Below are 24,028 nucleotides of genomic sequence, written 5' to 3' on the forward strand. Positions count from 1 at the left end.
AATACGAACAGGAGGGTATCCGGTATTATTCGGCATGCTGCTTGAGCGGCGGCCGTTCGTCCTTGACATGCGCTTGCAATGCGTTCATACAGCTTTCGAAATGGCGGAAAAATAAATAGTCGAGACTGTTCATTTCCTCTTCGTTATACATCAGAAACACCTGGCTTTGCGGAAAGGGGTTGCGCTCGATCGTAAGGGCGACAATATCGCCGGACGCCAGTTCACCCTGCATGAATAACGGGCAAGACAGGAAAATACCGCGGTTGCAGTGGACCATTTGCTTGATCAGCTGCAGGTTGTTCGTTTCGTATTGGATATCGTATTGGAGATTCAGGCTATTAAAGGTGAGATCCAATGTTTTCCGGTAAAGGGTATCGTTCTGGTACACGATAAGCCGCTCTTTCAATAGATCCTGTATCCGGATGGATCCGCGCTTGGCGAAAGGATGGCGGGCGGATACGATGGCGTGCACCGGAGTGGCGTACAGCAGACGGAAGGTAAGCCACGGATCGTTCGTTGCGTAGCGGGTAATGCCCAGCTGGAACTGTTTGTTTTTCATCAGCTTGATTTGGTCTTGCGTGGAGTAGCAATGAACTTGAATGGCGATGTCCGGATAGGCGTGGATAAAGCTTTCGAGAATGGAGGGCATGACGGAGGCGGCGAACGAGTTGTTGCATCCGATCGACAATTTGCCGTTCAGTCCTTGTTTCAGACGTTCGACGGCTTCGCGGCCCCGTTCAACGGAGTTCAGCACATTAAGGGCGTAAGGGAGAAAGGCGTTGCCCTCCTCCGAAAGAAGAATGCCGCCCTTTCCCCGTATCAGCAGAGGCTTGCCAAGCTCGCGCTCCAGCTGCTTGACCCGATGGGATACCGTAGGCTGGGGCAGGTACAACGATTCGGCGGCTTTGGAGTAGCTGCCCAACCGGTAGACGGCGACAAAGGTAATAATTTGCTCGAGGGTCAATATCGATCACTCCTTTCCTAATGTTATGTTATATAACATAATACTCACCATGACTTATCAATTATTCATCGTTTGAATAGCAACATTCAAAAATGCATCCTTTACTTGTCAGATAATTCTGAATAAACTAAGTATAAACCAAATATTTTGTTAAGTCTATGTTATATAACATAACAAACTATTTGAAAATCTCGAAGGAGGAATAAGCGATGTTTGAAGCACAGTGGGAGCCATTTTTGACGGAACGGGATAAGGAGCACGACAAGCTGTGGGGGAAAAGGGAGCTTGCCGGACTTGGCGAAAAACCGGCGCTGCTGCTCATCGACATCTATTACAGCGTGCTCGGCTTGAAGCGCGAACCGCTCTTCGAATCGATGAAGCTGTGGCCGGGAAGCACCGGACTCGAAGGCTGGGAGGCGGTTGACCGCACGGCCGAGCTGCTGGCTGTAGCCCGGAGCAATAATATTCCGGTCATCCATGTAAAAGGGATGCAGGGGATCAGCCCGTGGGTGCGGCGCAAACGGTCCGCCCCTCCGGCGGGCATGACACCGGAATTGATGAAGAAAGGGACGGAAATCGTCCATGAGGTCGCGCCGATAGCGGGAGAGCTGGTCATCGAAAAATCCGCGCCAAGCGCTTTCCATGGAACGCCGCTGTTGTTTCAACTGATCAGTCTGGGCATCGACTCCTTGATCGTCTGCGGTGAAACGACGAGCGGCTGCGTGCGCGCCAGCGTTGTCGACGGAGCCACTTACCGATATAAAGTCGGCGTCGTAGGAGATTGCGTTTTCGACCGGACACAGTCCTCGCATTACCTCAATCTGTACGATATGCACCAGAAATATGCCGATGTCGTGAACTTGGCGTATGCCAAGCAATATTTGGAGCAGGTCGGAGCGAGCAAGAAACAGGTCGTCAATCAATAAAGGAGGCGAGTCCGCATGCATCATTTGCAATCGCAATGGGAACGATTTTTTACCGAGCAGGACAAGGAGCACGACCGGCTTCGCGGCAAACGGGAACCGGCGGGCTTCGGCAGCAAGCCGGCGCTGCTGCTGATCGACATTTATTACAGCGTGCTGGGGCTGGAGCGGCAGCCGATTTTCGAATCGATGAAAAAATGGCCGATGAGCACCGGTCTGGAAGGCTGGGAAGCTGTAGATAAAACAGTTGTCCTGTTGGCGGCCGCCAGAGAGCTGAGTATTCCCGTCATTCATGTTAAAGGTCTGCACACAGGCGTCAATCATTGGGGAAGGGGAAGCAGAAAGCCGGGAGAACTTCCGCTGACGAAGGAAGAAATGCTGAAGGGACGGGAAATTGTCCAAGAGGTCGAACCTGCAGCCGGCGAATGGGTCATCGAAAAAGCGGCAGCCAGCGCTTTTCACGGAACGCCGCTCGTTTTTCAACTGAACAGTCTCGGTATCGATACTTTGATCGTCTGCGGGGAGACGACGAGCGGCTGCGTGCGCGCCAGCGTCGTGGACGGAGCGACGTTCCGGTACAAGATTGGCGTCGTTTCGGATTGTGTATTCGACCGGACGGAGTCGTCGCATTATATGAACCTGTACGATTTGAACCAAAAATATGCGGACGTGATCGACCTGAATACGGCGCTTGGTTATTTTCAGTCGGTGATGTCGGGCTTGAAGGACAAGGAGACGGGCAAGTCGGCAGTGAAGGCGGTCTGATCATATAGCTTGCAAATCCAGTCAAGTACAAAAAGGGGAGGTCCATCATGGGAATCAGACTCATCAAATCGATATTTTCGGGCGTGGCGGCAACACTGCTGCTTCTGGCCGCAACGGGCTGTGCCGGCGACGCGGACAAGGAGAACGCCGGTGCAGCCGGAGCGGCCTCAAACACTGCTGCGCCCAAAGTACTGAAGGTGCGGTTTTACGATGATCCGGCCGGTTTCGATCCGTCCAATATTTTTCGGATTGAAAATGAGAACATCGCGTTTAACATTTTCAGCGGTCTGACCACCTACGATTCGGATACGGGGAAGCTCATCCCGGATCTGGCGGAAAAGTGGGAAACCAACGGAAATAAAGAATGGACGTTCCACCTGCGTAAAGGCGTCAAATGGCAGAAGGGCTACGGTGAACTGACGTCCAAGGATGTGCTCTACAGCTATCAGCGTATTCTTGATCCCAAAACGGCCTCTCCCTATGCGCTTGATTTGGGAAATATCGCTTCGATGGAAGCGCCGGACGACTACACCGTTGTCATTAAGCTCAAGCAGCCGGATGGAAACTTTTTGCACGTCGTCGCCAATTATCACCAGGGTCAGATTATGAAGAAGGAAGCGGTCGAAAAGGCCGGAAACAACGTCAAATGGGAGCCGGTCGGAACCGGACCTTACCAGCTGGAGAGCATCAATCCGAGCTCGCAAATCGTGCTGACCCGTCATGACGATTACTATCGCGGAAAAGCGCCGATCGAGAAGCTCATTTTCAACATCATTAAAGACGAGCAAACCGCGACCATCGCCTTGCAAAACGGAGAAGTTGATCTGTTGATGCGCGCGAACCGTCAGGAAAATTTGGACGATCTGGAGAAAGCCGGCTTTAAGATGAACCATGTGGACAATTACGCCGCATCGCTCAAGGTGTTTAATCTGGAGCATCCGGCATTGAAGGACCTGAAGGTTCGGCAAGCTTACGCGCATGCGGTGGATTGGGCCGCAATCGTCAAGGCGACTTCGCCCAAGCTGAACTCGCCGCCGGACGGTATTTTGCTCGACTGGATGGATGTGTATACGAAAGATTTTCCCAAATATGAATATAACCCGGAAAAAGCCAAAGCGCTGCTGAAGGAAGCGGGCTACCCGAACGGCTTCAAAATCAATCAATCGTCGACATCGGCGACCGGTGTAACCGAATCGATGCAGCTGGAAAAAGAATATCTCAGCAAGGTCGGCATCGATTTGAACTTCGAGCTGACCGATACGCCGACGTACAACAAAAAGCGGAATAACGGCGAGTTTGAAACGAGCGGCCGTCTGCTGCCGGCAGTGAACCCGGATATGATTTTATTCAGCTTCCTGCATCCCGACAATATCGCTCCAAAAGGGCTGAACGGCGCCCGCTACAATAACCCGGAGCTGACGCAGCAATTGGAAAAAGCCCGCGCTTCGGCGGATGAGAAAGAGCGGAAGGAGCTCTATGCGAGCGTGCAAAAAACAGTTATGGCCGACCTGCCGTATTTGCCGATGTATACAAGCAATGTATATTGGCCGAGCCAAAAATGGGTGAACGGGGTCGTCATTAACAAGCTGGCCCAAGTCAACTTCTTTGGCGTAGATATCCAAAACAAGTAACGAACCGTTATCGAATGCGCGGCTTAAAAATAATTAACGGGAGGTGCGCTCCAAAATGGTCGTTTATACGATGAGAAAGCTGTTTCAGCTGCTGTTGACTTTGCTTGGCGTCATCACGATCGTGTTTTTCGCTATCCGGCTTATCCCCGGGGATGCGGCCTCCGCGATGGCGGGCGATCAGCTGTCGGCGGAGGCGATGGCGCAGCTGCAGGCCAAACTGGGCTTGGACCGCCCGTTATGGGAGCAATACGTATCGTATTTGGGACATTTGCTCCGGCTTGATTTCGGCGAGACGATCACGACCTCGCTGTCGATTAAAGGGCTGCTGCTGCAGGCGCTGCCGATTACGATCCTGATCGCGATGTGTACGGTTGTCATCGGTGTGCTTATTGCCGTCCCGTTAGGGACGATGGCGGCTTACATGGCGAACAAGGGCCGCAAGACGCTGGATCATGCGCTTACGTGGCTGGCGATGCTCGTCGACCTGATGCCGTCGTTCTGGATGGCGCTGCTCCTGCTGCTGCTGTTCTCCTTGACGCTCAAGTGGCTGCCCGCCACGGGCACGATCCAGTTCGAGGACTGGGGCGCTCTGATGAAGCGGCTTGCGCTGCCGATTATGATTTTGGCGATCGGGCAGGTAGCGTCGTTGGCGAGAATTACGCGTACAGCCGTGCTCGAGGTGCTGAATGAAGATTATATCCGTACGGCGCGCTCGCTGGGCCGTTCGGAGCTCGTTACCGTCTTTCGTCACGGACTGCGCAATGCGATGCTGCCGATCGTTACCGTAGTGGGGCTAAGCTTCGGTCATCTGCTGAACGGCACCGTCATTACAGAGTTTATTTTCGCGATTCCGGGCGTCGGCAGTCTGCTGGTGAACGGAATTAACAGCCGGGATTATCCGCTTGTGCAAAATGTTATTCTGGTTTACGCCGCCTTGTTTATTATGGTCAATTTTATAACCGATCTGGTTTACAAAAAATTTGACCCGCGCGTTCAATTTTAACTCATGAGAGGTGATGGACATGGAATCGGGCGCAACGACAACGGTCGCCGGAGCCGGGGTCAGACCGGTAACCGGCGGTTACCGGAATTGGAAATTTCCGCTGGCCCGGGAGCTCGTAAGGAACAAACGGTTCACAGGCGCATTGCTGCTGCTAATTCCGCTCCTGCTGCTCGCCGTATTATCGCCGCTGCTGCCGCTTCCGGCCCCGCTGGAAACAAGCGTGAAGGAAAGCTTTCAACCCCCGGGTCTGGAGCATCCTTTCGGTACGGATAAGCTGGGCCGGGATATTTTAAGCCGCACGCTCGCAGGCTTGAAAACCTCGATCGTCGTCGGGTTCAGCGTTGCGGCGCTCGCGATTGCCGGAGGCATGCTGGTCGGTACGATTTCCGGCTACTACGGCGGCAAAGTCGATCGGACGCTGATGGCTGTCGTCGATATGTTTCTGGCGTTTCCTTCGCTGCTGCTGGCGATCGGATTGGTCGCGATTATCGGGGCCGGTACGATCCCGGTCGTGCTGGCGATTACGATGGCCGATTTGCCCCGGATGATCCGGCTTCAGCGCTCCATGGTGCTGAGCCTGAAGACGCGGCCGTTCATCGACGCGGCACGCATGGTCTCCGCGCCCGGAAGATGGCTGATGTGGAAGCACATCATGCCGAACACGGTCGCGTCGATGCTGGTCGCGGCAAGCATTACGGCGGCGAATGCGATTTTGACCGAAGCGAGCTTAAGCTTCCTCGGACTCGGCATTACGCCCCCGGCGCCGTCGCTCGGCAATATTATCCACGACGGGCAAATGTATTTGCAGAAGGCTTGGTGGATTTCGACCATGCCGGGCGTTGTCATTTTGCTGATCGCGATCGGCCTCCATTTAATGTCCGACGGCATACGCCAGGTGCTGGATCCGAAAGCGAGAAAATAAGCGAAGCTTCGGCAAGCAAATTCCGTTTCCGTCATGGAGAACTTAGTTTAGCGTAAAACATATAACGGAGAGGCGGGGAGTGGGTATGAACGATGAATGGCTGCTGCGGGTAAAAGGGTTAACGACACATTTCGAGACGGATAGCGGGACGGTGCGCGCGGTAAACGATGTCTCGTTCGATTTGAAGGCCGGGGAACGGCTGGCGATCGTCGGCGAAAGCGGCTCGGGCAAAAGCGCCATGGCGATGTCGCTCATCCGGCTGATCGCATATCCGGGAAACATCGTCGGCGGCCAGATTTGGTTCGAAGGCAATGATTTGACGAAGCTGAGCGAGCGCGAGCTGAACCGGATTCGCGGCGGCAGAATCGGCACGATCTTTCAGGACCCGATGACCTCGCTGGACCCGGTCATGCGCATTGAGGATCAGATGGTATCGGCGATCCGCAGACATCTGGGCTTCAGCGCGCCGGCAGCGCGCGCTTATGCGGTTTCGCTGCTGGAGCAGGTGGGCATTCCGGACCCGGAGTCGCGCCTTGGCAGCTACCCGTTCGAAATGAGCGGAGGCATGCGCCAGCGCGTCATGATTGCGATGGCTTTGTCCTGCAAGCCAAGGCTGATATTGGCGGATGAGCCGACGACCGCTTTGGATGTGACGATCCAGGCGCAAATCGTCGAGTTATTGAAACGGTTGACGGAGCAGACCGGCAGCGCGATGCTGTTCATTACCCACGATCTTGGGCTTGTCGCGCGTTTCGCCCAGAAGGTGGCCGTCATGTATGCAGGCCGGATCGTCGAATACGGTACCGTCGCCCAGCTGTTTGCGAATCCGCAGCATCCTTACACGCAGAGCCTGCTTCGGACGATTCCGAGCATTGCCGGGACGCCGGGCAAACGGCTGCAGCAGATTCACGGCTTTCCGCCGGATATGCGCAAGCCGATTGAAGGCTGTTCATTCCGCGAGCGCTGCTCCTTGGCGGAAGCGCGGTGCCGGATCGACATGCCGGAGCTGACCGCCCGGGGAGAAGGACAATTGGCGGCGTGCTGGAGGGACGTCGAAGCGGCCGGCGGCATCCGACGCGCTGACGAAACGGAAGCCGGCTCATCCGTAACGCCGGCGGCGGTTGCGGCGGCATCGGCGGCGTATGCGGGTGAAACATCGGCGGGTGGAGCCTCGGCCGTTGCTTCTCCGTCCAGCGCAGCTCCTCATATATTGGAGGTCAAAGGGCTGCACAAAGTGTTCCGCAAGCCGTCGCTGCTGCCGTGGAAGCCGGGTAAGCATATTTATGCGGTTAACGGCATCGACTTGACGCTGCGGCGCGGCGAAACGATGGGGCTGGTCGGGGAGAGCGGCTGCGGGAAGAGCACGGTTGCCCGCCTGCTGCTGGGGCTCGAATCGCCCAGTGACGGAGCCATTGCGGTCGACGGCATTCCGGCGGTAGAAGCCGCGGAGGGAATGAAATCGTACCGCAAACGAATTCAGATGGTGTTTCAGGATCCGTACTCCTCCTTTAATCCGAAAATGACGATTGAACATATTATCGCCGAGCCGTTGGACGTCCAGGGGCAAACCGCTCCGGAGGAAAGGAACAGGAAGGTGCGGGAGCTGATCCAGCAGGTAGGTCTCGATGCGTCGTTTCTCGACCGCTATCCGAATCAATTGAGCGGCGGCCAGCGCCAGCGGATCGGCATCGCCAGGGCGCTTGCGCTGTCGCCGTCGGTCGTCGTAGCCGATGAACCAACCTCGGCGCTTGATGTGTCGGTCCGCGCCCAGGTGATCAATCTGCTGTGCGATTTGAAGGAGCAGCTTGGACTCAGCTTTATTTTCATCTCGCATGATTTATCGACGGTGCGTCATATCTCCGATTCGATCGCGGTGATGTATTTGGGTCAAATTGTGGAGCAGGGGCCGGCGGAAGAAGTTTTCGTCCATCCGCTGCATCCGTACACGCGATCGTTGCTGGCGGCCGTGCCGGTACCCGATCCGGCCGTGGAAGCGGACAGGGAAATTACCGTGCTGGAAGGAGAGCTGCCGAGTCCGGCAAATCCCCCGGGCGGCTGCGCGTTTCATTCGCGCTGCCCGCTCGTGCAGCCCCGCTGCCTGGGCGAGAAGCCTGCACTGACCGGCGCGGGAGAACGGCGTATGGTGGCTTGTCATGCGGCCGGCTAGCGCGGTAAGGGCCGTCGGTATATACGGCGGCGGCGTTTTTTTCGCCGTCAATTCGGTGGCCCAGCCGTTTTTCACGCTGTATGCCGAAAGTCTCGGCGCCTCGACCGCCGTTATCGGCTTCCTTGTTACGCTGCGGGCGCTGCTGCCGATGATCATCGCCATGCCGGTCGGGCAAATGATCGATACGCTCGGTCCGCTCCGGTTAACGAAGCTGGGCTGCCTGCTGATGATCGTCTCGCTGGCGCTTACCGCTTCCAGCACGCTGCTTCCGCTGCTGGCGGTCTCGCAGCTGCTGCTGGGCGCCAGTACGATCATGGTCGCATCGTCGCTGCAGGTGCTGGCCGCCGACGGCGAGTCGGATAAAGCGCTGCGCAACCGCAACATCAACCGCTATTCCACCTGGTCGTCGGCAGGCAGCATGGCGGGACCGCTGCTCGGCGGACTGGTCGTCTCCTTCTACGGCGCCTCGTTGTCCGGCTACCGGGCCGCCTTTATCGCTTCGCTGGCCGTATGCATCGTTTCCTTTGCCGCCGTATGGCGGGTTGCCGCCGTCAGTCCGGGCGAGCCGATGGTGAAAGGCGAGACCCGCAGGCTGTTCAGGCCCCGCGCCATTATGGACAGCTATATGAGCGGCATCCATTTGACCAAATACCGGGGAATCCGGTTCGGGTTGGCCGGCACGTTCCTGATCATGTTCATTCAATCGCTCTACGGCAGCTTTATACCGCTCTATTTAAACGGTGCGGGCTACTCCACGCTGATCATTTCCGTCATCGTTTCGTTGACGGGCATGGCCGGACTGCTGTCGCGATTATTTCTGGCATTGCTCATGAAGCGGATGACGATGGAGCGCATCTTGATATCGGCCGGCTGCCTCGCCGCCATATGCCTAATTCTGATTCCGCTCGGTTCCCTGCATGTCGCAGGAATGATTGCGCTTACAATATTGCTGGGCAGCTCGGTCGGCATTAATCTGCCGGTCAGCATTATGATCATGGTGGATGAAACGAAGGACGCGGAGCGGGGGAAGGTGATGGGGCTGCGCCTGCTGACGAACCGGCTGTCGCAAATGTCAAGCCCGGCGCTGTTCGGGGTGCTGGGTCAGACGATGGGTTTGACGGCCGCTTTTTGCGCCGGCGGCACGCTGCTGCTGGCGACCATGCTTGGATTCGCCGTTTACAGCTCGGCCAGACTGAATCGTCCGGCGCAGGGAGAAGAGCCCGCAGTCGCACCTGCAGTCGCACCTGCAGCCGCCACTGCAGCCGAACAAACGCCGCCCGTCGGTGAGGCGAAGCCCGCCCGGCTTACGTACCGCAGTTGACTATAGCTTCGCACAGAAAGGAGATCGGTTTCGATGAAATACGGATTTGAAGACCATTGCTGGAAACATTTGATGAGCCCGGAGGTGCTGCAAATTTACAAGGCTTATGAACGCGACACGTTCATAGGCTCACGGCCCGCTTTACTCGCAATCGATCTGTATAACAGCGCTTATGAAGGAGGAGACAAGCCCGTCATCGATCTGCAGCGTGATTTTCCCAGCTCCTGCGGCGAGTACGCCTGGACAGCGATCGAGCCGACCAAGCGGCTGTTTCAAGCGGCCCGCGCCATCGGCATTCCCGTCATTTATTCGACGGCCGATCTGCGGATGCGTTCCCGTACCCGGCTGCAGGCGACTCATCGACGCTCCAAGCGGCCGGACGATCGAGCGTTTGAAATTTTTGCGGAATTTCAACCCGCAGCGGATGATTTGATCATTTATAAAACACGGGCCAGCGCCTTCTACGGTACCCCGTTGGCCGCTTTTTTGAACATGATGGATGCGGACAGCTTGATCATTTGCGGCGAATCGACCAGCGGATGTGTCCGGGCTTCGGCCGTGGATGCCTACTCCGCCGGATTCCACACGGTCGTGGTGGAGGAATGCTGCTTTGACCGGAATATGCTGTCCCACCAGGTTAATCTGTTCGACCTTCATCACAAATATGCCGACGTCATGCATATCGGCGAAGTATGCGATCAGCTGGGGCAGCGGCTGAAAAATAAACGCGCTTGAAGCACATCGGACATACTGAAAGTTAAGGGGGGGGCCGGAAACGGCGCCCCCATCCGTTTCTTAAGCGTGGCCGGGACGCTTCCGAGTGAACTCGTTCAGCTTTGCTGAACATCGGGGAATCCGATGGGGACTCTATCCCACCTTATTCAAGTCCCACCTTAGAGGTGGGGGTCTTAACCCGATAAAGTCGTAATCGAATAATATGCTTACATTTGAAATACGGTGAGCAGACGTTTGGCTTCCCCTTCGGAGTCATGAAAGATACATCTCGGCATTACTTCAGGAATTTGACATGCTTCCCCCTTAAATCCCGATCTCATGCAGAATACTATAGCATATCCGTTTGAACAGCCTCTGCGTCCATTTTTAAAATTGGGGAGGAGAGTAATGATGTTAAAACGATTTGACAAGCTATTCGGTATTGATCTGGGAACATCGAACACGGTTATATATGAAAAAGGTAAAGGCGTCGTGCTAAGCGAGCCGTCGGTCGTAGCCGTCAATCAGGAAACCGGCGAGCTGCTGGCTGTCGGTGCTGAGGCGCAAGCGATGATCGGACGGGCTCCCGGCTATGTGGATATTACATACCCTTTGACGAATGGCGTTATCGCCAATTTTGATATGACCAAAAATATGCTGCAGCATTTTATTAAAAAAATTCAAGGGCGCTCGTCTTTTTTGCGCAGCTCGCAGGTGTATATATCGGTGCCCTGCGGCATCACCAATGTGCAAAAGCGGGCTGTTGAGGAGACGATCATTCATAAAGGGGCCCAAAAGGCGGTTGCCGTCGAGGAACCGTTGGCGGCGGCGCTTGGAGCCGGGCTGCCGATCGGCGAGCCGATCGGACATTTGGTGCTCGACATCGGGGGCGGCACCTGTCAGGTAGCCGTTTTGTCGCTTGGCGGCATTGTCGCGAGCCATACGGTAAACAGAGCGGGTATGTCGATTGACCGGGATATTATGGAATACGTCAAGAAGCAGTACAATCTGGAGATCGGGGAACGGTCGTCCGAGGAAATCAAGATGCGGATCGGAACGGCGAACGCGTCCGCACAAGAAAAGACGATCGAGATCCGGGGACGCGACGTGATTGAAGGACTGCCCAGATCGATCCGGATTTCTTCAGGTGAAATTTATAAGCTGGTTGACGACTTTTTCAAATCGCTGATCGAGGCGATCCGCACGACTTTGGAGAAATGTCCGCCCGAGCTTGCAGGAGACGTCATCGAGCAGGGCATATTGCTGTGCGGCGGCGGCGCCCTGCTGGAAGGGCTGGATGAACGCATTCGCACAGAGACGGGCATTCCCGTACATATTGCGGAGAGGCCGCTGGACTGTACCGCAATCGGCGCCGGCATGATGCTCGGCGTGCGCAGCGCCAAGCAAGGCCTTGCCTGGCGCGCCGCAGCCGACGGGCCGGACGAAGCGGTCGAGGCGGGATGACACGCAATTTTGCAGCCTGGCATTCGTTCCGCCATGGCGGCAGGATTGTGTTCTTTCGGATATAGCATGATGCAGGTCAGACGCCCATGTCGTTCATGGGCGTCTTCCGCAAGATCGCAACATTTTCGCACAAGATCGACATATAAAACGGAAGCCGCATCAAGTAAAATTAAATGCAAGCGGTTACGCTAACGAACGAGTTCGGTTCGATGTCGAAGGAGGGCTATCCCATGTTAAAGGTTGCGGTCATCGGCGCGGGCGCGATCAGCGCCGCCCATATTCAAGCTTATTTGCAGTTTCCGGAGCGGTGCCGGATTGTGGCGGTTTGCGATATCTATCCGGATAAGGCGCAGCAGCGCGTCAACGAATACCGGCTGACTCATGCCAGAGCGGTTCAGGACTATAGCGATTTGCTGCACGAGGAAATCGATCTTGTATCGGTTTGCACGCCGCCTTATACCCATGCTCCGATCGCCATTGATTTTTTGCGTGCCGGCAAGCATGTGCTGGTCGAGAAGCCGATGTCCTCCTCGCTAAAAGAGTGCGACGACATGAACGAGGCGGCGCGGGAGAGCGGCAAATTGCTGTCGGTCGTAGCCCAGAACCGTTTCAAAACGCCGATGATGAAGCTGAAATCGGTGCTGGAAAGCGGCCTGGCCGGTCCGGTCGTCCACGCTCAGGTCGATTCCTTCTGGTGGCGTGGGCACTGCTATTACGATTTATGGTGGCGGGGGACCTGGGAGAAGGAAGGAGGAGGCTGCACGCTCAATCATGCCGTGCACCATATCGACGCTTTCCTGTGGATGATGGGGCGCCCGAGCGAGATTCAGGCCTTTATGAGCAATACGTCCCATGATAACGCCGAGGTAGAGGACTTATCCGTCGCTATGCTGCGTTATCCGACCGGGGCGCTGGCGCAAATTACAAGCTCCGTTGTGCATCACGGCGAGGAGCAGCAGCTTATTTTTCAAGCGAAGCAGGCGCGCATTTCCGTTCCATGGAAGCTGAAAGCGTCGAGCTCGAAGGCGAACGGATTTCCCGAGCCGAATCCGGAGCTGGAGCAGCAGATTCAATCCTTGTATGACAGCCTGCCGGAGGTTGTATACGAAGGCCACGCCGGGCAAATCGACAATGTGATGGCGGCTGTTGAAACCGGGTCGCCGCTTTTGATCGACGGCATAAGCGGACGCAATACGCTCGAGCTGATCGTCGGCATTTACAAATCGGCAAGCACCGGCGAAAAGGTCCTGTTCCCGCTGCAGCCGGACGACCCTTTCTATACGGGTGCAGGCATTCAGGCGAATGCGACCCATTTCTATGAAAAACAAACGTCGGTAGAAAATTTTCAGGATATGTCGATTACGACCGGAAGCAATTATAAAGCGTAACCCGCAGCCGCGATTGAAACGATTGCGGCCGCTTGCATAGACATTAAAACCATCACCCTTGCGGAGGCGATGGTTTTTTTGTTGACGGTCCATGATGCGCAGCAGGTGCAGCTGCCTGCGGGCATTGCACAGGCTAATTCGACTGCTCTCTTGATTTGTTCATCTGCCGGTAGTAGGCCGGGGACATGCCCGCCCAGCGCTTGAACTGCCTACTGAAATGGGCGATTTCCCGGTAGCCGAGAAGCTCTCCGACATGGTCGATGGAGAGGTTTTTCTGCTTCAGCAGATGCTTCGCCTTTTGCAGCATCAAGGACGAAAGATATTGGCGCGGAGACATGTGATACCGCCGTTTGAATATTCGGTTGCAGTACGAGAGGCTGATGTCCAGATCGGCGGCAATATCGTTGATGAACGTTCTGTCCCGGTCGTTGGGGCCGTGAAGATGTAAATTTTTGACCAACTGCTCGATCCGGGTTGCTATGTAGACGGCCAGACGGTCGTTCTCAGGCGGTTCGGGCTGAGCGGTTTTTTCCGAACTCAGCACATCGGCCACGCTGCCGAACAGCTGGAACAGCTCGGCCATCATGCTCATCCGGTCGAGCACATTCAATGATGCGGTATGCTTGGAAAATCCGATCAGACGATGCAAGTGCGGCATGACCCGTTCCGTCATCGCGGAGCCCGCGGGAAAATAGGTTTGAGTGGAACGGCTCAAAGCGGGGAGCAGCTGGCTGTCGTCCATTTGAAAGTGAAGGCAGAAATACGAAAATTCCTTCCCGTCGCCGGAGCGGTTGAAATGAACCTCCCCGGGATGTATGAGCATAAGGTCGCCCGCCTGCTGGGCGTATGTTTTTCCGTTTACGGTGAAGTCCTGATGCCCTTCGATCACATAATTCAGCTCGTATTGGAAATGCTCGTGCGACGGAAAGAACCAGGTCCCTTTCACCCGGCGGCCGTGCATGCTGAATAAATGGAGATTGGTTTGAATGTCCTCCGCAAAATATTCCTCCAGCGTAAAATCTCTGATTTTCGAATTTTCCAACTTGGCCATACCGTTCACCTGCCCTTAAGTTCTGGTAATGACGAATGCATCGGTTCATCGCTCGTCTGCAGCCTGGCTATGTTTAAATTTGGGTAAAAAGAAGTCCGACTTTGGGCATGTAACCTTTCGGAGTCAGCATTTAAACTATAAGCAATTGATTCCTTTCTATGTATATTTTACCATGTAACCGCTAACAAATGCACTTCAAATTGAACGCGCGTTCTTAATTTATCCGTACCGCCGATTCGAATAGAACAGACAAGGGAGTTGTATTGAAACGTGGAGCAAACGACAATGAATGCCATGGTCAGTCCGAAGGCGGCTCTGAAAAAAGAACGGATGCTGCGGCTCAAGCAGATGCGTCATGATTATCAATTGTATGTCATTATTTTTCTGCCACTGCTTTGGCTCATTATTTTCCATTACATCCCGATGTTCGGGGTGCAGCTCGCGTTCAAAAATTTCAGAATTTTAGACGGCATTTGGGGCAGTCCATGGATCGGGATGGATCATTTCGTCAAGTTTTTTAATTCGCCGCAGTTTGTCCGGGTTGTCGGAAATACGATCATAATCAGCCTGTATGAGCTGATCGCGGGCTTTCCGCTCCCGATCATTCTGGCCTTGGCGTTGAATGCGACACTGAGGACGAAATTCAAGCAGACCGTACAGTTCGTCACCTATATGCCGTTTTTTATATCAACCGTGGTCATGGTCGGCATGATATTGCAGTTTCTGAATCCGCGCATCGGTATCGTCAATACGGGTATCGGCCTGCTCGGCATTGCGCCGGTCAATTTTATGGGCGATCCCGAGTGGTTCAAATCGATTTATGTATGGTCCGGCATTTGGCAGACGACGGGCTGGGGCACGATCATTTATTTGGCGGCGTTGTCGGGGATCAGCCAGGAGGTGCACGAGGCGGCGACCATCGATGGCGCGAGCCGGTTTCAGCGCATCAGGCATGTCGATCTGCCCGGCATTATGCCGACGATCGTGACGCTGCTCATTTTGCATGCCGGGTCGATTATGGGAATCGGCTTTGAAAAAATATTTTTGATGCAAAATCCGTTGAACATCGCTTCGTCCGAAGTCATTTCCACCTATGTGTATTCAGTCAGTCTGGCTTCCAGCGCGCCCAATTACGCTTATGCCACCGCGATCGGCTTGTTCAACTCCGTCGTGAACATGATCCTCATCTTGATCGTCAACCAGATTGCCAAAAAAGTAGGAGAAACGAGCTTGTGGTAACTATGGGGAAGGGGGCCGTCCGATGAAAAGCAATAAAGTGGGACTCACGAATGCGGATAAACTGTTTTTTTTCTTTAATGATCTGATATTGCTGTTGGCGCTGCTGGTTGTGTTGTATCCGATTGTATACATTTTCAGCGCATCGTTCAGCGATAGGCTTGCCGTCGTATCGGGCAAGGTGTTTTTATGGCCGGTCGACTTCTCGTTCGAGGGCTACACGGCGATTTTCAAGGATGCGAGAATTATTCCCGCCTATGGGAATACGGTCTTTTATACGGTCGTCGGCACGACGATCAATGTCGTATTGACGATTATGGCCGCTTACCCGCTTTCCCGTAAAACGATGGTCGGCCGCAACCTGATTATGTACTTGTTTGCATTTACAATGATTTTCCACGGCGGTCTGATTCCGAATTATTTGTTGATTAAATCGCTCGGGATGATCGATACGAGATGGGCGCTGCTGCTTCCGGGCGCGCTTGCGGTATGGAATATGATTATTGCGCGAACCTTTTTCCAGACGACGATCAGCCATGAGCTGTTCGAGGCCGCATCAATGGACGGCTGTTCGCACATCCGATTTTTGTGGAGCATCGTGCTCCCGCTTTCCAAGGCGATTATCGCGGTCATGGTGCTGTTCTACGGGGTGTCGCATTGGAATGCCTACTTCAACGCCTTTATTTATTTGAAAAACAAAGATTTATTTCCGCTGCAGCTCGTACTGAGGGATATTTTGATCCAGAACGAGGTCGATCCGTCGACCATTACGGATCCCGAGTCGATGACCAAAAAGCAGGGGTTGGCCGATTTGCTCAAATATTCGATTATTATCGTCGCCAGCCTGCCGGTCTGGATCGTCTACCCGTTCGTGCAAAAGCATTTTGTCAAAGGCGTGATGATCGGCTCGATAAAAGGTTGACGGACCAGGTCATTCACCGGCCCTGGGGGCATGCTGGCCCTAGCCGGTTTGACGGATATAGAGAGCAAGATTACGAAGGGAGAATGAGTATGAAAAAAAGGGTGTACAGCAGTGGCGTGGCGGTTCTTGTATGCGGTTCCCTGCTGCTCGGCGCATGCTCGTCCGACAAGGCGGGACAGAAAGGGGCGTCGGATGCGAACGTTTCGGCGCCGGGCGCGCTGCCGATTACGAAGGAGAAGGTGACCATTACCGTTACCGTGCCGTCAAGTCCGACCGTTTTGTCCTGGGAATACGGTAAAAACGAGCTGACCACGTGGCTGGAGGATCAGACGAATGTTCATATTAAATGGAACTTTTATCCGGCGGCCGACGCCAAGACGAAGCTGAATCTCGAGCTTTCGTCGGGCGGCGACATGGGCGACCTCATCATGGGCAACTTCTCCCTGGACAACTCCGCGCTGGCTACATACGGCTCCCAGGGGATTATTCGGCCGATAGAGGATTTGGTCGAGAAGCACGGCGTCAATATCAAGAAAATGTACAGCGAATACCCGAATACCAAACAGGCGACTTCCGCGCCCGACGGGCATATTTATGGAATTCCGCAAGTGGGCGTGTGCTATAACTGCGACCGGGCGATGCGCTTTTGGGTCAATAAGTCGTTCCTGAAAGCGTTGAACATGTCCGTTCCGACCACGACGGATGAATTGTATCAATATTTGAAGGCGGTCAAAGAGAAAGACCCTAACGGAAACGGCAAAAAGGATGAGATCCCGATGACCGGCTCGAAAACGAGCTGGTTTGCCAAAATCGACCAGTTCATTATGAACGCTTTTACGTACCAGGATCCGAACGGCCTGTATGTCAAGGATGACAAAGTGATCGCCGCCTTTACGACGCCGGAATGGAGAGACGGTATTCGCTATTTGAACAAGCTGTCCAAGGAAGGATTGATCGATCCGACCGGGTTTACGAATGACGAGTCCCAATTGAAACAGATTGTGGAGCTGAACAACGGCAATAACGTCGGCGCCGTTCCGAGCGGCGGACCCCATGCGTTCGCGGCCAATGACGCTACGCGGTTGAATTATGAAATCGTCCCGCCCTTGAAAGGGCCCAAAGGCTTTCAGACCGCTTATTTCAACGAATTCGGCGTCGTCGGCAACTACCAGTTCGTCATCCCCGCGAATGGCAAGCATGCGGATGTCGTCATGAAACTGATCGATTTCATGTACAGCCAGGAATCGTTTTTGCGCAGCAGATACGGGGTTCCGGGCGTCAACTGGGAGGTGCCTAAAGGGACGACCGCGGCTAACGGCGGGGAGGCGAAGTTCAAGCTGATCGGCAAAGATTTGTGGCAGGAGCCGCAAAATACGCATTGGCAGGGCGCGAACTCGACATGGCCGCCGTTCGGTTCCGATTCCCGCGAGAAGCTGCCGGATGGCAAGTTCGACCTGGAGAAGGTGCTGTTCGACGCTGCCAAGCTATACGACAAATATGCGGGAAAAGTATCGGTGCCGAAGTTTTTCTTCGAGCCTAAAGCGGCGACGAGGTTCAACGAGCTGAAGACGGAGATCAACAAAAAGCTGGAAGCGTCCATCGCCGACTTCATCGTCGGCAATCAAGATATCGAGAAGGATTGGGATAAATTCCAATCGGAATTAAAAGCTATGGGACTCGACGAGTATATGTCCATCATGCAGAAGGAATACGACGCCAAGTGGAAAGGCAGTAAAAAATAATGAACCGGGGAGGGGATTTACTCCCCTCTTTTGAACGACCCGGGGAGAGGGTGGACGATCATGAAGCAGCGGTCCGATTACGAAATGAAATCTGCGGCCAGCTCGATGAAAATAGGTGTGCAGGGTGGATTTTACCCGGTTCCGGCCGATGTTGAGGAGGAGGGGGCGGCGGAATGGCTGGTGCGCAGGTCGGCTGAGCTCGGCTGCACCGTGCTGCAGGTGCGGCAGCTTCCAAAGGAGCCGTCACGGCGAAAGGAGCTTGGAGAGCTGGCTGCATCGCTCGGGATTGAGCTGGAAACATCGGCTCCCGGCGTCTTCCAATTGGCCGGTCCCGAAGCCGATCCCTCGGCGAAATCCAAGCTGCAGGAGGCGCTGCGGGAGGCGAAGCTGCTCGGCATGCCGGTCGTAAGAACGGGATACGGCCGGTTGAAGGTCGACAGCAGCCGGTTTAACCGCAGCGTTGCGGTGCGCGACCATATGAATGCGCTCGTCCCTTCCTTGAAGGAGGCCGCACGAATGGCGGAGGCTGCCGGGCTGTCCATTGCGGTCGAAAATCATTGCGATTTTACCGGCCGCGAGCTGGCGCAAATATTGGACGCCGTCGATTCCCCATTTGTGGGGGCTGCACTGGATACGGCCAACGGCTTTACCGTATATTGCGATCCCAATGACGATATCGAAGCATTGGCGCCCTATGCGTTGACGACGCACATCAAGGATATGGCCGTCATCCAGTCTCCCGTAAGAGGAGTCATTCCGTTTCTTCCTTATGGTTGCACATTGGGCGAAGGGCATGTCGATTTGCCGCGGGCGCTGGAGCTGCTGGCCGAACGGAGCCCCCGCGCCGAAGGGCTGCATCTGATCATCGAGCCGGGCTGGATGAAATGGGATGCGGAGCGCGATATCCGACAGCAGGAGCTGGATTTTTTTGAACAAAGCATTCGCTATTTAAACCGATTACGGCAAACGAAAGGACAGGTGGGATGAAGATGAAGCATGTGCTCGTCACCGGAGGAAACGGACGGCTGGCCCGTTATGTGATCGAACATTTATTGGAGAAGGATTACCGGGTGACCGGCTTCGACTGCACGGTGCCCGATCCGGCCAATTATCCGAAAGGCGTCCAGTTTGTCCAGGGCGATCTTGTTTCGCTGGAGGATTGCATGCGGGCGATCTCCTTATCCGAAGCGGAGGCGATCATCCATCTCGCCGCAATCCCATACGATACGGAGCTGAATCCCGGTCAGCCGAAAATTCAACGATTGCCCGAGGACGAGACGATGCGCGTCAATACGATGGGCACATTCTACCTGATGGATGCCGCCCGCAGGTTCAAGCATGTGAAGACGGTCGCTTTCGCCTCCTCCTATTATGCGCTCGGCCTCGGCAGAAGGCTGAGCGGCACGCCCTTCCAGGTCGATTATTTGCCGATTGACGAGGAGCATCCGAACCGTCCGGAAGATACGTATGCGCTGTCCAAAATGTTGGGCGAGCATATTCTGGAAGCATACAGCCGGGCGTACGGCATCCGTGCGGTCGCCTTCCGGCTGCAAGGAATCGATTGGCCGTTCCGCAAGGATGACTACAAATACGGCATTACGTTCGAGCCGCGGCAGCATGTCGGCGGACCCGTCGTCACGACTTATCAGTATGTCGATCCGCGGGATGCGGCACAAGCCTTTGCCCTGGCCATCGAAGCCGATCATCTGGACAGGTTCGAGGTGTTCCATTTGTTGACCGACAGCCGTCACGTCGAGGATACGAAGGACGCGGTCGCCAAGATGTGGCCGGATTTAACGGGGATGGCCGCTCATCTTGAAGGTACGGAAGGGCTCATCACCGCCAAAAAGCTGCGCGACAAGCTGGGCTACAAGCCGATGTATTCTTGGCGGAACCAGAACCCGCAGTCAAACTAACCTGGGAGGCGAAAGAACGATGAACAATAACATTCGGTTTGGGCATACGGCGATAACTTGGGACAATAAAGATATCGAGCAGGCGATCCCGGCCATCGCCGCGTGCGGGTATTGGGGCACCGAGACGTTCGGCTGGGTGCTGGAGGAATGGGAGGCGAAGGGAAGAAATTTGCCGGAGCTGTTTCAACGGAACGGACTGGAGCTGACCTCCCTGTACTGTCATCTCGATGTGCTAAATCCGGCCGTGCGCCGGGAAGAAATCGGCCAAGTGCTGCAGTGGGTTGACTTGTATTCGAAATTTAACGGTCCCGTCGTCATTATCGGGGGCAAAATGATTAAGCGGGACGGCTTCGCCATCGGCGATCACGCATCCGATATCGCCGCCTGCCTGAACGAGCTGGCGCAGCGCATTGCCGACCGCGGGGTACTCTGCTGCTTTCACCCGCATACGGGCACGCCTGTGGAAACGGAGGAGGAGATTCACCGCATTATGGACGCCCTCGATCCACAGGCAGTTACCTTCGCGCCGGACCTGGGGCAAATCGCCAAAGGCGGCGGCGATCCTCTGGCCATCGTGAAGACGTATCGCGAGCTGATTCGGATCGTTCATTTGAAGGATTATATCGGCGGCCCGATCGAGCATGATAGCGAAGGCCGCGAAGTCGATAAAACGGGCTTTCTCGGCTACACGCCGCTCGGAAGGGGTACGGTGGACGTGAAAGGAATTCTGTCCTACCTGGAGGACAGCGGCTACGACGGCTATGCTCATGTCGAGCTGGACGGCAATCAGTGGAGCCAGACGCGGAAAGGCGACCCGATGATGCCTGCGCAAGAGGCGATTCAAGCAAGCAAATCGTATTTGGAGCAGCTGGGCTATCACAATTTTAAGAAATGATCGTGAATAGTATGGGTCGTACGGAAAGCTTTTCAAAGAGCGTCTTCAAGAGGCGGGGCTCGCTGTATCCCATTGCTTATGCTCTTTCGCAAGCTGCCGCCTATGTCTCGCCTCCGCCATCAATAAATCAAAAGCAGGTATGTTTTTTATGCGATTTTACCGGGATTTTTAAAATAAAGTGGATAAACAGGACAAGGGGGCTGCTTCTATGAATCGGATCGTGAATCCCATTCTTCGCGGTTTTAATCCGGATCCGTCGATCTGCCGGGTGGGGGACGATTATTATATCGCGACCTCGACGTTCGAATGGTTCCCGGGCGTTCAAATTCATCACTCCAAGGATTTGGTTCACTGGAAGCTGCTGACGCATGCGCTGACGCGCAAATCGCAGCTGAATATGGAAGGCAATATCGATTCGGGGGGCGTATGGGCGCCCTGCTTGAGCTACGATAACGGGACGTTTTATTTGATCTATACGGATGTGAAGAGCAGGATCGGCGCGTTCAAAGACACGCATAATTATTTGGTAACGGCCGATGATATTACGGGACCTTGGTCGGAGCCTGTTTATTTGAACAGCAGCGGGTTCGACCCTTCCTTGTTCCATGACGGCGACGGCCGCAAATGGCTGGTCAATATGCTGTGGGATCACAGGAAAGGAAACAACAAGTTCGCCGGAATCGTGCTTCAGCAATATTCGGCAGAGGAGCGGAAGCTGGTCGGTCCTGCGACCAATATTTTCCGCGGAACGGAGCTGAAGCTGACCGAAGGGCCGCACCTGTACAAGCGGAACGGTTATTATTACCTGCTCACTGCGGAAGGCGGGACCCAATACAAGCATGCGGCGACCATGGCCCGTTCGCGTACGATTGAAGGACCCTACGAAGTCGATCCGTTCAATCCGATATTGAGCTCCGCGGACGAGCCGGAGCTTGAGCTGCAAAAGGCAGGCCATGCCAGCCTGGTGCAAACGCCTTCGGACGCGTGGTATATGGTCCATCTGTGCGGCCGTCCGGTGAAGGAGCAGTACTGCAATCTCGGCAGGGAAACCGCCATCCAGCTGTGCGAATGGAGCGATGACGGCTGGCTTCGGCTGGCCGGAGGCGGGCGAACGCCCGGCGTCCATGTCGAAGCGCCGGGAGACTTGGCTCCGCAGCCATTCCCGCACGAGCCGGCGACGGACGATTTCGATCGGACGCAGTTAGACGTCAACTGGAGCACGCTGCGGATACCGCCCGACCCGTCCTGGCTGACGCTTACGGAGCGTCCCGGCTTTTGCGCCTGCGCGGCATGGAATCGATGAGCTCCATGCACAGGCAAAGCATGGTGGCCAGACGGCAGCAAAGCTTCCGGTGCGAGGCGGAAACATGTCTTGAGTTCGCTCCCGAACATTTTCAGCAGATGGCCGGATTAATTCTGTATTACGATACGAAGGACTACATTTATTTGCGCGTCACGCATCACGAGGAGTTGGGACCGTGCCTCGGCATCGTACAATCGAAAAACGGACTGTATGACGAGCTGCTGGAGCGGGATATCCGTTTACAGGGTACGGGCCGGTACCGGTTGAAGGCGGAAATCGACCGCGAGCTCGTCCAATTTTATTATGCCGATGCGGGAAGGGAATGGACGCCTGTCGGCGGACGGATCGAGCTTACCCATCTGTCCGACGATTTCCCGGCCTATATCCGGTTTACCGGAACGTTTATCGGGATGTGCGTTCAGGATTTGAGCGGCATGAAGAAGCATGCGGATTTTGATTATTTTGTTTATAAGGAAAGCTTCTGATCGAAGTCCTTTCGATGAAGATACATTCGTGTTTTAGATATAGCTTTTCTTGCAATATCAGAATGGCTCAGCTCCGCTGAAATCATATAAATTCTGATATTATAAGGAAACCTCTATCGAGGCCTTTCAAGGATGAGCGACCGCGATTAAAATGTAGCTTTTCTTGCAATATCAGAATGGTTCAGCTCGGCTGAAAACATATAAATTCTGATATTATAAAGAAAAGGAGTAACCGGCTGCGGAGGCGCCAGGCTGGCTGACTTGAGCTTGCGGTTCAGTCTGCGGTTGACAAATACTCGTTGCAACATCATGAAGCCCCGGCCGAAACTCGGCCAGGGCTTCATGATGTTGCGGTCGCTTTGAATCGGTCAGTACTCCTCGACGATTTCACAGCCGAGCTTGCTCGGATGATCTTTCACCAGAGTACCGCTTGGAATACTTCTCAAAATCCATAGCATCAGCAAATCCCCGTATGAACCCATAAGCATGAACACGCCTAATATATAAAAGAATTTGAGATCTCCGATCAATCCGACGAGAAGCGGAACGATTCCATATATAACCGGCAGCAGGCCTGCGATTTTGTACACATCGGCGCGCACCCCGACCATGCAATGAACATATGGAGTCAGAGAGCGCCACATGATGCCGATTCGAATATTTTTCCACGGCACCTTGCCGATATATACATATCCGACCGCATGCGTAAGCTCGTGCAAACAGGATAGAGCTGCGATCGATAGAAGAAAAAGGACTATTCGCCCCAGATCGAGCTCCAGACGGAGTGTGCCGTTAACGAGCAATCCCCATCCGTTCACGAGTTCGTAAACATAGAAGGATGGGACAACCGACAAGAAGCAGGCTATGATGATAATGGTATACGCTTTACCGGCGTTCATCGACCAATCCGATTTCACGACTTATGCTCCTTTCAACCTCTAGACTTAAGACTATAATATGTGACAACCGTGCATAATTCAACGAATTTGATAGATATGGGTCGGCGTCGCTCTTGCGTAACTTGACTGACCCCAGTCATACACAGCCGGGAAAGAAACCCGACGACTTCCCAAAATTGCTTGGCTGCCGTTTGGGAATAACGCAATTTTCTTCAATTCGCATCAAACAGCGGCCCGACATGGATTGACAAAAATGACGAACCATAATATGGTGTTGATATAAAAGAAAACGAAACTAATCGAAATAAAACGAAACT

General features: G+C 54.5%; 19 protein-coding genes and 1 pseudogene. 17 read left to right on the forward strand and 3 right to left on the reverse strand.

The window, feature by feature from the left end; translation table 11 throughout:
- Positions 1 to 25: 25 nt before the first annotated feature.
- Positions 26 to 964: a LysR family transcriptional regulator gene (locus E1757_RS08415; protein ID WP_133226730.1), complete on the reverse strand. Its 939-nt coding sequence runs from the start codon at positions 962 to 964 to the stop codon at positions 26 to 28.
- 209 nt (positions 965 to 1,173) lie between these two features.
- Here E1757_RS08415 and E1757_RS08420 point away from each other — a divergent pair, with 209 nt between their 5' ends.
- The 10 genes from E1757_RS08420 to E1757_RS08465 all read left to right on the forward strand — a co-directional run bounded on the left by E1757_RS08420 (position 1,174) and on the right by E1757_RS08465 (position 13,262).
- Complete coding sequence (locus tag E1757_RS08420; RefSeq protein ID WP_133226732.1) at positions 1,174 to 1,890, forward strand: isochorismatase family protein; 717 nt, start codon at positions 1,174 to 1,176, stop codon at positions 1,888 to 1,890.
- Positions 1,891 to 1,905: 15 nt separating this feature from the next.
- Positions 1,906 to 2,652 carry an isochorismatase family protein gene (locus tag E1757_RS08425; protein ID WP_133226734.1) on the forward strand — a complete coding sequence of 249 codons (747 nt, stop codon included), beginning with the start codon at positions 1,906 to 1,908 and terminating at the stop codon, positions 2,650 to 2,652.
- Positions 2,653 to 2,699: 47 nt separating this feature from the next.
- Positions 2,700 to 4,283 (forward strand): ABC transporter substrate-binding protein, encoded by a 1,584-nt coding sequence (locus E1757_RS08430; protein WP_133226736.1) that lies wholly within the window; start codon positions 2,700 to 2,702, stop codon positions 4,281 to 4,283.
- 55 nt (positions 4,284 to 4,338) lie between these two features.
- Positions 4,339 to 5,286 carry an ABC transporter permease gene (locus E1757_RS08435; RefSeq protein ID WP_133226738.1) on the forward strand — a complete coding sequence of 316 codons (948 nt, stop codon included), beginning with the start codon at positions 4,339 to 4,341 and terminating at the stop codon, positions 5,284 to 5,286.
- 19 nt (positions 5,287 to 5,305) lie between these two features.
- Entirely contained in the window at positions 5,306 to 6,208 is a 903-nt protein-coding gene (locus E1757_RS08440) for an ABC transporter permease (RefSeq protein WP_165972018.1), read from the forward strand.
- Positions 6,209 to 6,293: 85 nt separating this feature from the next.
- Positions 6,294 to 8,375: an ABC transporter ATP-binding protein gene (locus tag E1757_RS08445; RefSeq protein ID WP_133226742.1), complete on the forward strand. Its 2,082-nt coding sequence runs from the start codon at positions 6,294 to 6,296 to the stop codon at positions 8,373 to 8,375.
- On the forward strand, positions 8,362 to 9,696 hold the full coding sequence (locus E1757_RS08450) for an MFS transporter (RefSeq protein WP_133226744.1): 1,335 nt from the start codon (positions 8,362 to 8,364) through the stop codon (positions 9,694 to 9,696). Before E1757_RS08445 ends, E1757_RS08450 begins: the two co-directional genes overlap by 14 nt.
- A gap of 33 nt (positions 9,697 to 9,729) precedes the next feature.
- Positions 9,730 to 10,431, forward strand: coding sequence for an isochorismatase family protein (locus E1757_RS08455; RefSeq protein WP_133226746.1), 702 nt, complete (start codon positions 9,730 to 9,732; stop codon positions 10,429 to 10,431).
- 390 nt (positions 10,432 to 10,821) lie between these two features.
- Positions 10,822 to 11,874, forward strand: a complete 1,053-nt coding sequence (gene mreB / locus E1757_RS08460; RefSeq protein ID WP_133227476.1) for a rod shape-determining protein — start codon at positions 10,822 to 10,824, stop codon at positions 11,872 to 11,874.
- A 230-nt stretch (positions 11,875 to 12,104) separates the two neighbouring features.
- A complete protein-coding gene (locus E1757_RS08465) occupies positions 12,105 to 13,262 on the forward strand; it encodes a Gfo/Idh/MocA family protein (protein ID WP_133226748.1) in 1,158 nt (385 codons plus the stop codon).
- Positions 13,263 to 13,395: 133 nt separating this feature from the next.
- On the opposite strand, the gene E1757_RS08470 is transcribed toward E1757_RS08465, so the two are convergent.
- The gene (locus E1757_RS08470) at positions 13,396 to 14,313 is read right to left on the reverse strand and encodes a helix-turn-helix domain-containing protein (protein ID WP_133226750.1); all 918 of its coding nucleotides are present in this window, start codon (positions 14,311 to 14,313) and stop codon (positions 13,396 to 13,398) included.
- A gap of 270 nt (positions 14,314 to 14,583) precedes the next feature.
- On the opposite strand from E1757_RS08470, the gene E1757_RS08475 reads away from it, so the two are divergent.
- The 7 genes and pseudogenes from E1757_RS08475 (at position 14,584) to E1757_RS08505 (ending at position 22,812) form a co-directional block, all read left to right on the forward strand.
- Positions 14,584 to 15,552 (forward strand): ABC transporter permease, encoded by a 969-nt coding sequence (locus E1757_RS08475; RefSeq protein WP_342774521.1) that lies wholly within the window; start codon positions 14,584 to 14,586, stop codon positions 15,550 to 15,552.
- A 22-nt stretch (positions 15,553 to 15,574) separates the two neighbouring features.
- Positions 15,575 to 16,471 carry a carbohydrate ABC transporter permease gene (locus E1757_RS08480; RefSeq protein ID WP_133226752.1) on the forward strand — a complete coding sequence of 299 codons (897 nt, stop codon included), beginning with the start codon at positions 15,575 to 15,577 and terminating at the stop codon, positions 16,469 to 16,471.
- Between the two features lie 89 nt (positions 16,472 to 16,560).
- Positions 16,561 to 18,213, forward strand: a complete 1,653-nt coding sequence (locus E1757_RS08485) for an extracellular solute-binding protein (protein ID WP_165972019.1) — start codon at positions 16,561 to 16,563, stop codon at positions 18,211 to 18,213.
- Between the two features lie 60 nt (positions 18,214 to 18,273).
- Positions 18,274 to 19,200, forward strand: a complete 927-nt coding sequence (locus E1757_RS08490; protein WP_133226756.1) for a sugar phosphate isomerase/epimerase family protein — start codon at positions 18,274 to 18,276, stop codon at positions 19,198 to 19,200.
- A 2-nt stretch (positions 19,201 to 19,202) separates the two neighbouring features.
- Entirely contained in the window at positions 19,203 to 20,129 is a 927-nt protein-coding gene (locus E1757_RS08495; protein WP_165972020.1) for an NAD-dependent epimerase/dehydratase family protein, read from the forward strand.
- A gap of 19 nt (positions 20,130 to 20,148) precedes the next feature.
- Positions 20,149 to 21,024 carry a sugar phosphate isomerase/epimerase family protein gene (locus E1757_RS08500; RefSeq protein WP_133226760.1) on the forward strand — a complete coding sequence of 292 codons (876 nt, stop codon included), beginning with the start codon at positions 20,149 to 20,151 and terminating at the stop codon, positions 21,022 to 21,024.
- A gap of 208 nt (positions 21,025 to 21,232) precedes the next feature.
- Positions 21,233 to 22,812 (forward strand): annotated as a pseudogene (locus tag E1757_RS08505) (glycoside hydrolase family 43 protein).
- A 368-nt stretch (positions 22,813 to 23,180) separates the two neighbouring features.
- Here E1757_RS08505 and E1757_RS08510 read toward each other — a convergent pair.
- Complete coding sequence (locus E1757_RS08510; protein WP_133226762.1) at positions 23,181 to 23,729, reverse strand: DUF3267 domain-containing protein; 549 nt, start codon at positions 23,727 to 23,729, stop codon at positions 23,181 to 23,183.
- Positions 23,730 to 24,028 lie beyond the last annotated feature (299 nt).

This window comes from Paenibacillus piri (genome assembly GCF_004354045.1).
Lineage (GTDB): Bacteria > Bacillota > Bacilli > Paenibacillales > NBRC-103111 > Paenibacillus_S > Paenibacillus_S piri.